Raw genomic sequence first — 10,082 nt, forward strand, 5'->3', positions numbered from 1 at the left:
CCCGTCCGACGTGAGCGTCATCTGGAGGAACGACTCGCGCGTGAACGCGCGGTACCCACTGAGGATGTCTTTGAAGTCCTGTCCGTGGATGAGTGCGAACGCTCGATTGATGATTTTGTTTCCAATCTGGTTCAATCTCGTCATCGCCCCTGGTCGCATGTCGGCAAATCGGTCGCCGATGACGTGGTCGTACCCCTCTCCCAGCGGTTCGAGCAATTTCGGTGCGTCCACCGCATCGTAGGTGTCGTCACCGTCGAGCATTAGGATGTATTCTGCTTTGATGTGCTCTTCGACAGCTTCTCTGACCGCTTGGCCCTTGCCCGATCCAGATTGGACGACGACGTGTGCGCCGGCTTCTTCTGCGAGGGTGCGCGTGTCGTCTGTGGAGTCACCGTCGATGACGAGGATGTTGGTGAACCCTTCTTCTCGGTAGTCAGAGACGACGTCGGCGATAGTTTCCGCCTCGTTGTAGGTGGGGATGAGGATGCAGACGGAGTCGGGGGTGGGCATTGATACAATGGTGGTGGAAGACTTCTCAAAAGGGTTTTCTCTTTAGATTACACAGTTTACATAGTTCAGGTCTTACAGACTAGCGTTCGTCTATCGGTGCTTGTTTGGCCGTTATAAATTTTTGAGGAGTACAAAGTGAATAAACCACCCGCCGACGCTCTGTGCAGGATGTTGAGTTCGTGGTCGTGATCAATCGAAATACTGCCACCGACTAATCACGGGATGTGCCGACATACGCTGGCCCAGTATTATTTAAGAACACAGAGCAGCGGTAGCCGACGCTACAAATGATATCGACGTTCAGGTACATACTCTTCTTCCCGGGGGAGTGAGAGCTTTGTTTCAACTCCACCTGCACCTACATGATCATTTACCCATTAGACGCATTCGAGGAATAATCTGGAAAGTCAGTCCGTTGGAGGAACGTGTGATGTAGTCGAGTGGGATAGTCTCACGAGACCTCTCGAAGTTTTTTGCTACGCTACACCCATGGCTAAAATTGGTGGCTTTTCACACTCTTTCAGAGGAGGGTTGAAGCGAACTCCGACGGTCTACACCCCCTTTTCAGGGGTGTACACATGCTGATTTTTCGCAATGGTGTACCAAATCTGTGATCTCCTTTGGAGTGTAGAGTCATTACTCAATGGATGTATCCTGCCTGACTCACATTCGCTCGTTTTTCGCGTGTTTTAGCCTCAAAAGACCCAACAACATATCTTTCCACAATCGTGGGTGAGTGGGTGTTGGCATTGGCTTGGATGGATATTCGGCGTTCTATGATATGGAATCATTTCTCGTGATGTCCTGTACACCCCACTGTACACAGGGTGTATCACTGGTTTTTGTTTATGTTGACACGGCCGATCTTTGGGTGTCGTTGACGACCACACACCTTCGAATTATCCAATCTCTTCACGGAAATCGCCTACAACTCCACTCTTGGAGTTCTCAAACCGTATGGATCTGTTTTGTATCAACCAGAAGTGGGGGTCCTCTTTCAGGAGATTCACACCAACTTTTGAGATTCTCCTTTTGTGTACCAAACGGTGGAAAACGAAGTGTACTTGCGGGAGTCGGCGGGCGCACTCCAGCTGAATTGGAAAGTAAGCTGGAGTTAATGGTATTTATTAGCAGTAATAGGCTGGTTCAGTCTGAAGAAGCGGACCGAAGTGCATTAGCGGGTAGGAAGGAAAATACGGGTAGATCCACATGAAGCGTGGTCAGACCGCAGTCATCAACCTCGGCGCGAAGCTCCTGATGTCTGCCGCAGGGTTCGCGGCCAACTGGTACATCGCACGCGAACTCGGGAGCGAGGTGCTCGGAACCTACGTGCTGATTCTGTCGGTACTTGGGTGGGTCGTCGTCGGCGGCAGTGCGGGCATCCCAATTGCAATAAAAAAACGCGTCAGTGAGACGGGAAACCGCGGTGGATATCTGAGCTCTGGGTTAGCTTTACAAGGTGCTATTCTCTTGATTTTCATCGCCCTCGCAGTTATATTTCGTAGCCAACTGGAATCGTATCTTGGCGTTGACGTGCTTCCATTCTTCATCGCGATGCTCTGTCTTCGGACGGGATACGTGTTTGTGGTAACCGTTCTGGATGGTCAACAGAAAGTTCACATTTCGAGTCTCCTTGACCCTCTTGACCTCTCGGTTCGAAGTGGCATCCAAATTGTCGCGATTACCGTTGGATTGAGTCTTGTCGGCCTACTCTGGGGCTACATCGTTGCAGGGGTCATTACGGTTGCCGTCGGCACGTACTTCATTAAATTCGAGGCAGTTCGCCCAACTCGTGATCGAATCATGGACCTGCTCTCTTATGCCCGCTACTCGTGGGTGTCGACAATCAAGGGCCGTACGTTCACTGCGATGGATACTGTCATCCTCGGTTTTTTTGTCGCAAAGGGCTTCATCGGTATCTACGAGATTGCGTGGAACATCGCCTCGTTATTCGCCATCTTCGGCTCCTCAATAACGCGGACGTTATTCCCCGAGATGAGCCAGCTGTCGAGTCAAGGCAACACGGAACGTGTCGGTGAACTTATCGAAGCAGCATTAGCCTATGCAGGTCTGTTTTTGTTTCCAGGACTGGTCGGTGCAGCAATCGTAGGTGACACGATCCTCTCGATCTATGGAACCGAGTTTGTCCAGGGATATACGGTACTGCTCATTCTCATCGTCGCACGTCTGTTGTACGCGTTCGAAATGCAATTTACGAGCGCTATCGATGCGCTTAACCGCCCCGAAATCACGTTCCGAATCACGGCAACTTTCGTCGTCTTGAACATTGTCATGAACGTACTTCTCATCCAGCAGTTCGGGTGGGAGGGTGCTGCAGTTGCGACCGCATTGTCGTCAGGATTGAGTGCGATACTTTCGTATTGGGCCTTGTCAAGGTATATCGCGTTCAGTTTCCCATTTGAAGAAATTAGAAAGCAAGTTGGTGCGGCAACATTAATGGGATTAGTAGTTCAGATCAGTGTGTCATTTCTCGGTGAACGGTTGGAGACCGTTATCCCACTTGTGGCTGTCGGGGGGGTGATCTATTTCGGGGTGATGTACACAGTTTCGTTCCAATTCCGAAAAACAGTCATGGATAACCTCCCATTCTCTGGGTGAAAATTTTATTTTTCCAACCAAGATTAGCGCAGGCAGCGTAACTCACCAGATTCGAATTTGAGATTTGAAAATCAGACCATTACCTTAATCAAATGGTTGAGGAAATAGGCGCTTAATGCTCGACAACAAGGTCGTATTAATTACCGGTGGGGCGGGTTCTGTCGGCCAGTCCTTAGTTCGAAGGTTCCTCGAGACTGATTTAGATGTGCTTCGAGTCTTTGATAACAACGAACCGAGCCTCTCTGCTCTCGGGAAGTCGCTGGACGACGAGCGTTGTCGGTTCCTCGCCGGAGACATCCGTGACCAAGAGCGACTAGTCCGCGCCATGCAAGGAGTCGATATCGTCGTCCACACGGCGGCGATGAAACACGTCGATATCTGTGAATACAATCCGTTCGAAGCGGTGAAAACGAACGCTGTCGGCCTGCAAAACGTCGTCGACACTGCAATCAACAGCGGCGTCGATCGAGTCGTATTCACCAGTTCAGACAAAGCAGTGAACCCTGCGAACACGATGGGGACGACGAAACTACTCGGCGAGAAACTCATCACCGCAGGCAACAAACACGCCGGCCGATCCGACCTCAGACTCGCTTCGGTCCGGTTTGGAAACGTCATCAACTCTTCGCAGTCTGTCATTCCACTGTTCGCAAAGCAGATTCGCGATGGTGGTCCAGTCACACTCACCGACACTCGGATGCGCCGATTCTTCTTGACAGACGAAGACGTCTTCGACCTCGTCACCTCTGCAATCGAGCAGACGAAAGGTGGAGAGGTGTTCATTCACAAGATGCCGACGATTCGAATCGAAGACTTGGCCGAGGCGATGATTTACGAACTCGCCCCAGAGTTCGGTCATAACCCCAAAGATGTCGACATCGAAATCATCGGTCGGCGCGTCGGTGAAACGTTTCACGAAGAGATTATCACAGAACGTGAAGCCACTCGAACTGTGGAGAGTGAGACGCTGTATGCAGTCCTTCCAGAAAACGGTGAAGACGCTCATCTCAATCACCCAGGAATGGATGGATTTGATACTGCCGACGACATCGACCTCTCAACTCAAGTTGCAGACCCACTGTCGGTTGACGAAGTGAAAGCCTTACTTCGAGAAAACAACATACTGGAGAATGCACTATGAGTGAATCTGTCGCAGTCACGGGGGCGGCCGGCTTTATTGGCCGGTGGGTTTCGAAGGAGTTGCTTGACCGGGGCTACGTGGTTCGCGGACTCGACGACATGTCGAACGGGAGCCACCGGAACGTCGCCGAGTTTGCGGACGAACCCGACTTCGAACTTTTCGAGGGCGACGTTCGAAACATCGAAGACGTTCGACGTATCTTCGACGACGACACCGTCGCGTGCATCCACCTCGGCGCGAAAATCGACGTGCAGGAGAGCCTCGAAGAGCCGCGTGAACACTTCGAAGTGAACGTCGTCGGCACGCAGAACGTCCTCGACGTCTGTCTGGAGACGGACACGCGACTGGGCCTTATGGGGACGTGTATGGTCTACGACATGGTCGATTCCGAGGACGGCATCGACGAAGAACATCCAACGAAACCCGCATCGCCGTACGCTGGGTCGAAGTTGGCCGCAGAGAACCTCGCAGAAGGCTACTACCACGGATACGACCTCCCCGTGACCATTCTTCGCCCATTCAACACGTACGGACCGTACCAAAAGACGAGCATGGCCGGTGGCGTCGTCTCTATCTTCACCTCCCGCGATATCGACGGTGAAACGCTCAAGGTTTTCGGCGAAGGGACACAAACTCGTGACCTCCTCTATGCGACAGACTGTGCACGGTTCGTCGTCGATGCGACGTTCTCAGACGCGTGTGTCGGTGAGGTCATCAACGCGGGTCTCGGCGAGGACATCACGATTAACGACCTCGCAGAACTCATCGCCAGTGACGGAACCGATATCGAGCACGTCCCCCACCACCACCCGCAGAGCGAGGTTCAAAAACTCCTGTGTGACCCCTCGAAGGCCGCAACAGTGCTCGGTTGGGAACCCCAAGTTTCTCTCGAAGAAGGTATCGAGCACCTTCGAGCGTGGTTAGAAGAAGAGGACGGGGCTGAGAGATGAGCGACACCCCAGCGAAGTACGGCGGGACTCCGATTCGAGATTCGGTTCTCGGCTACGGTGGACAGAGTATCTCCGAGATGGAGAAAGACGCTGTCCACGATGCACTCGATGGCGATTACATCACCCGTGGACCGACTGTCGAAGCCTTCGAACAAGAGGTTGCGGACCTCATCAGCGTCGAGCACGCGGTTGCGACGACATCCGGGACGACGGCCCTCCACCTCGCTGGGCGCACAGCAGAGTTCGGACCCGGTGACGAGATTATCACTACGCCGCTGACCTTCGCATCAACTGCACACGCCGCTAGCTACACCGGCGCTACACCGGTATTCGCAGATATCGACGAGACGACTCGATGTATCGACCCTGAGGCCGTTCGTGATGCGATCACCGAGGATACTGTTGGTCTCATTCCGATGCACTACGGCGGCCAACCTGCTGATATCGAGGAACTCCTCTCCATCGCTGACGAACACGACCTCACCGTAATCTGGGACGCGTGCCACGCCTTCGGCGGGTCGTGGAAAGATCAGATGATCGGTGCCCAGCGCGACATGGCGATTTTCAGTTTCCACCCCGTGAAGAACATCACCACCGGTGAAGGTGGGATGGTCGTCACCGACGACGACCACCTCGCAGACCGACTTCGTTCTCTCCGCTCGTTCGAGATGGACTACTCGCCGGAGGGCCACGACGACGAACCGTGGTTCCAAGTCACCGAGGGACTAGGCTACAACTACAACGTTACCGACCTACAAGCGGCGTTAGGCCTCGCACAACTGAAACGCCTCGGCTCGTTCAAAAGTCGGCGAGACGAGATAATCACCGAATACGAAGAGGCATTTGCAGACCTCCCACTGAAGACACCGACTGTTGAAGCTGATGCAGACCCGATGTTCCACCTCTATGCGGTGGAGATTCACGACGAGTTCGGGTGCGATAGAAAAGAGTTCGTCAACGCGATGCACGCCGAGAACATCGGCGTGCAGGTCCACTACGTCCCACTGCACCTCCACCCATTCTTCCAAGAAGAGTATGGTTACGAGGAGACAGACTTCGAGACGACGAACGCGGTGTACGACCGAATCGTGTCGCTTCCGTTGTTTCCGGAGATGGACGACGACGACGTTGCGGACGTCGTCAGCGCAGTCCGTCGATTGTTCGAACACCACAACTGACTCCGACGAACACATTTTTTACCTGGGACTGCGCCGATTCGGGTATGGATACCTTCGAAATCGATGGCAGACCTGTCGGGACTGGAGAATCGACGTTCGTGATTGCCGAAGCGGGGTCGAACCACAACGGCAGTCTCGAGACCGCGAAGGAACTCATCGACGTGGCAGTCGAGGCGGGAGCAGATGCGGTGAAATTCCAGACGTTCCGTGCTTCGGATATGTACGTCGAGGACAGCGGGGAAGTCGAATATCTCGAAGATGAACGGAGTATCTACGAGATTATCGAGTCGATGGAAATGCCGTACGATTGGATTCCGGAACTCTACGAATACTGTGAAGCCAACGACATTCTGTTTCTCTCGACGCCGTTCGACGAGCGTTCGGCCGACGAACTCGAAGAGTACGTATCTGCGTGGAAAATCGCCTCCTATACGATGACTCACCATCCGTTCTTGCGCTCGTTGGCCGAAACCGACAAACCCATCATCATGTCCACAGGTGCCCACGAGATGGACGAGGTGAGCGAATCTGTCTCTGTACTGCACGATGCGGAAGTCGATGGACTCGCCCTTCTCCAGTGCGTCGCCGCGTATCCAACGCCACTCGAATCAATAAACGTCCGCGTCGTCGAGACGTTGCGCGAGGAATTCGGCGTTCCGAGCGGCCTCTCCGACCACACACTCGACCCAGTGACCGCACCTGCCGCCGCAGTCGCCCTCGGTGCGTCGGTCGTCGAAAAACACTTCACGTTGGATAAATCGATGGATGGACCGGACCACCAGTTCGCACTCGAGCCTGACGACCTAGACGAGATGGTGACGGCGATTCGGAACACGGAGCGTGCGCTTGGGAGCGGTGAAAAGGGTGTACTGAATGTCGAGAAAGAACTCTACGATGTTGCTCGTCGAGCGATTCACGCCAGCAGAGACATCAGTGCTGGCGAGACGCTCACCCGAGAAAACGTGAAAGTGCTACGACCAGGGAACCGGGAAAAGGGACTCGCACCCAAATTCTTCGACGAAATTCTCGGGGACACCGTTACAACGTCGATTAAGAAGGGAGACGGGGTTCAGTGGGACGACATCGAGAACTGAAGACCTGATTCAGTACGACTCGATTAAGCCGTCAGAGGGGGAGTCGGCACAATCACCGTCGTCCGCTCGTCTGATTTCGATGTCGATATAGTATCGTTTGCCGTCGATTTCGACGAACGCGTTGTCGAACGGCGGGAACGTCAACGCACGCAATTGGTTGAGGAAGTCTTCGACGCGGACGGTTTCGTCGGTGTCGATTTTACAGAGATTTACAAAATCTTGCGTCGTGTGGTACGTGCCCTGTTCGAGGTCTTGTTTCTTCGTTTCGACCTCACCGTCCTCGATAGCGGGCCAGACCTCTCTGAACATCTCGAACTGGGCGGCTTCCAGCCGCCTGTGAACGTCTTTTCCGGTATCTTCGAACGACGTGTCAACACGCTTTCGTTCGATGATTTCACCTTCGTCAAACGAGTCGTTCATGTAGTGAAGCGTCGCTCCGGCGGGCGTCCCCTCGACGAGTGACCAGACGTTCGGAGACTTCCCTGCATTATACGGCAAGTACGATGGATGAAGGTTGATAGCACCACGCGTCGGCACGTCGAGAACCGATTCGGGGACGAGATAGTTGTATCCAACAGAGACCAGCAGGTCTGGAGTGAGGTCATGAATCAATCCGAGTTGGTCCTTTTCAGTAACGAGGGCCAGTACGTCGACACCATCACGTTCGCAGAGCCATTCGTATATTCGAAATCCAACATCGTTGACCCCTAAAAACACGATATCCATATGGGTGGAACAACCAGCACTGAAAAAATAATTGTGTTTCGTTCGATACACGACTCTCGATGGATTTTACTAATCGTGATTTGTAGCCACGTTATGAACGTCCTCTGCGTCGTCGCCCACCCAGACGACGAGGTTATCGGAGTCGGTGGAACGCTCGCCAGCCACGCCAAGAGAGGTGACGATGTCCACGTCGTCATTCTCTCGGATGGAGTCACCTCACGCCACGACTCGATTACCGAAGAAGTACAAGCAGAGATAGACGAGCGACGGGGGAGAGCAAAAGAGGCGTGTGAAATTCTCGGTGCGTCTGTATCCTTCCATACGTTTCCTGACCAACGGTTCGATACAGTTCCACTTATCGACCTCACGCAGACCGTCGAAGCCGAAGTAGACGCCCACGAACCATCAATCGTGTACACCCACCATCATGGGGACTTGAACCTCGACCACGAGTTGACGAGCCGTGCCGTCATGACGGCCGGTCGCCCACAGGTTGGGACCCCGATTCGTCGGGTATACGGGTTCGAAACGTTGTCATCGACGGAGTGGGCGACACCGGAGCCATCGAACGCGTTCCAACCTACGTCGTTCAAAGATATCAGTGAGTCACTGGAGACGAAAGAGAGCGCAATGCAAGTCTACCAACGAGAGCTCCGTGACCCACCGCATCCACGTTCCGAGAAATCGATTCGACAGAACGCAGAAGTGTGGGGTGCCAAAGTCGGCTTCGACGCGGCCGAGCCGTTCGTGTTGCTTCGCGAGGTCCGCGACTGACCAACGGTCGACCCCTCAGTCCGCTCTCTCCGTCACAAAGAGCTTCAAATAACGAACGTCTCTCACTTCGTCATCGACATCGAACAGTACCTTCAGAGTGTGCGTGCCACTCGTCGACGGTGTGTACTCCACGTTGCAGCAGTGTTCACCAGTAACCTCTCGGTGATCCCCGAATATCCGTTCACCATCGAGCTCGGCGACGACACCGACTGTTCGGGGGCGACCTGTTCGGGTGAGTACATCAACAGACCCCTGCTCACCCAGCGTCAAATTCGTCTCGAAGGCCGCACTGTTGTGTCCACGCGCCGGCCGGATACCCGTTTGAATCCATTCAGGAGGTGCCTCTGCGGCCGAGAGCACTGTCCCTTGCGTAAGGCCTGAGGACTCCGCGTACTCGTCAGCCCACTGAGAGGGATCACCATCTGGGGTGACCCGGACGACTCTCACCACGCCGTCTCCGGTTTCGACATCGAAACCGGACCCCGATGAAACGTTGACGACTGTTCCAGGATTCTGGGTGGTAGCTGACTCGGAAAAGACCTCACACTCCCAGATGCGGAGCTTGGTACCCCTGTGGAACGTGTACGCACCAGGATATGGATGCGTCTGTGCGCGAATCCAATCGGATATCTCTTCACAAGACATGGACCAGTCGACAAGTCCGTCTTGCGGTTGACGGCGTGGGCGATACGTCGCTTTCGAAAGGTCCTGCGGCATCGCCTCGATGGCCCCCTGCTCGAGCGGTTCGCGAACGACATCGAGTAGCTCACAGGCCGCTACTGCGAGACGGTCGAACACGGTCCCAACTGTGTCTCGGGGCTCGACCGGGACGGAGCGCTGTTCGATGACATCGCCCGCGTCCACGCCGGTCGTATAGTAGAACATCGAAATCCAAATTTCGTCCGCACCGTCGATCAGACTCCAATTAACCGGCGCGCCACCGCGCCCTTCCGGAAGGTGACTCGAGTGGAAGCCGATGAACCCGTCAGTTGGAACGTCAAGCGTACGCTCGTGAAGAATCTCTCCCCAGCCGCCACAGATACAAACGTCTGGTTCCAGTCGTTCGAGCCGAGAAATAGTCGAATCATCG

General features: G+C 54.3%; 9 protein-coding genes. 6 read left to right on the forward strand and 3 right to left on the reverse strand.

Annotated features, from left to right (window positions below; translation table 11 throughout):
- Window positions 1–510, reverse strand: a 510-nt coding sequence (locus AUR66_RS00430; RefSeq protein ID WP_157532944.1) for a glycosyltransferase, incomplete at its 3' end; no start/stop codon positions are given.
- A gap of 1,209 nt (window positions 511–1,719) precedes the next feature.
- Between AUR66_RS00430 and AUR66_RS00435 the strand changes: the two genes are divergently transcribed.
- The 5 genes from AUR66_RS00435 to AUR66_RS00455 all read left to right on the forward strand — a co-directional run bounded on the left by AUR66_RS00435 (window position 1,720) and on the right by AUR66_RS00455 (window position 7,492).
- Window positions 1,720–3,129: an oligosaccharide flippase family protein gene (locus tag AUR66_RS00435; protein ID WP_058570567.1), complete on the forward strand. Its 1,410-nt coding sequence runs from the start codon at window positions 1,720–1,722 to the stop codon at window positions 3,127–3,129.
- 115 nt (window positions 3,130–3,244) lie between these two features.
- Complete coding sequence (locus AUR66_RS00440) at window positions 3,245–4,270, forward strand: SDR family NAD(P)-dependent oxidoreductase (RefSeq protein ID WP_058570568.1); 1,026 nt, start codon at window positions 3,245–3,247, stop codon at window positions 4,268–4,270.
- Window positions 4,267–5,220 (forward strand): NAD-dependent epimerase/dehydratase family protein, encoded by a 954-nt coding sequence (locus AUR66_RS00445; protein WP_058570569.1) that lies wholly within the window; start codon window positions 4,267–4,269, stop codon window positions 5,218–5,220. Before AUR66_RS00440 ends, AUR66_RS00445 begins: the two co-directional genes overlap by 4 nt.
- Window positions 5,217–6,398, forward strand: a complete 1,182-nt coding sequence (locus AUR66_RS00450) for a DegT/DnrJ/EryC1/StrS family aminotransferase (protein WP_058570570.1) — start codon at window positions 5,217–5,219, stop codon at window positions 6,396–6,398. The genes AUR66_RS00445 and AUR66_RS00450 overlap by 4 nt, the downstream gene beginning before the upstream one ends.
- A 44-nt stretch (window positions 6,399–6,442) precedes the next feature.
- Window positions 6,443–7,492: an N-acetylneuraminate synthase family protein gene (locus AUR66_RS00455; protein ID WP_058570571.1), complete on the forward strand. Its 1,050-nt coding sequence runs from the start codon at window positions 6,443–6,445 to the stop codon at window positions 7,490–7,492.
- A gap of 9 nt (window positions 7,493–7,501) precedes the next feature.
- Here AUR66_RS00455 and AUR66_RS00460 read toward each other — a convergent pair whose 3' ends face one another.
- Window positions 7,502–8,218: a methionyl-tRNA formyltransferase gene (locus tag AUR66_RS00460; RefSeq protein WP_058570572.1), complete on the reverse strand. Its 717-nt coding sequence runs from the start codon at window positions 8,216–8,218 to the stop codon at window positions 7,502–7,504.
- A gap of 93 nt (window positions 8,219–8,311) precedes the next feature.
- Between AUR66_RS00460 and AUR66_RS00465 the strand changes: the two genes are divergently transcribed.
- Window positions 8,312–8,992: a PIG-L deacetylase family protein gene (locus AUR66_RS00465; protein ID WP_058570573.1), complete on the forward strand. Its 681-nt coding sequence runs from the start codon at window positions 8,312–8,314 to the stop codon at window positions 8,990–8,992.
- A 15-nt stretch (window positions 8,993–9,007) separates the two neighbouring features.
- On the opposite strand, the gene AUR66_RS00470 is transcribed toward AUR66_RS00465, so the two are convergent.
- Window positions 9,008–10,082 (reverse strand): methionyl-tRNA formyltransferase (locus tag AUR66_RS00470; RefSeq protein ID WP_157532945.1); only part of this gene is annotated, 1,075 nt, incomplete at its 5' end.

It is taken from the genome of Haloferax profundi, assembly GCF_001469865.1.
Classification (GTDB): Archaea; Halobacteriota; Halobacteria; order Halobacteriales; family Haloferacaceae; genus Haloferax; species Haloferax profundi.

Excerpts from the sequence above, each read along its gene's own strand:
- AUR66_RS00445 (WP_058570569.1), top strand. The coding sequence starts at position 4,267 with ATGAGTGAATCTGTCGCAGTCACGGGGGCGGCCGGCTTTATTGGCCGG.
- AUR66_RS00440 (WP_058570568.1), top strand. The coding sequence starts at position 3,245 with ATGCTCGACAACAAGGTCGTATTAATTACCGGTGGGGCGGGTTCTGTC.
- AUR66_RS00455 (WP_058570571.1), top strand. The coding sequence starts at position 6,443 with ATGGATACCTTCGAAATCGATGGCAGACCTGTCGGGACTGGAGAATCG.
- AUR66_RS00460 (WP_058570572.1), bottom strand. The coding sequence starts at position 8,218 with ATGGATATCGTGTTTTTAGGGGTCAACGATGTTGGATTTCGAATATAC.
- AUR66_RS00450 (WP_058570570.1), top strand. The coding sequence starts at position 5,217 with ATGAGCGACACCCCAGCGAAGTACGGCGGGACTCCGATTCGAGATTCG.
- AUR66_RS00465 (WP_058570573.1), top strand. The coding sequence starts at position 8,312 with ATGAACGTCCTCTGCGTCGTCGCCCACCCAGACGACGAGGTTATCGGA.
- AUR66_RS00435 (WP_058570567.1), top strand. The coding sequence starts at position 1,720 with ATGAAGCGTGGTCAGACCGCAGTCATCAACCTCGGCGCGAAGCTCCTG.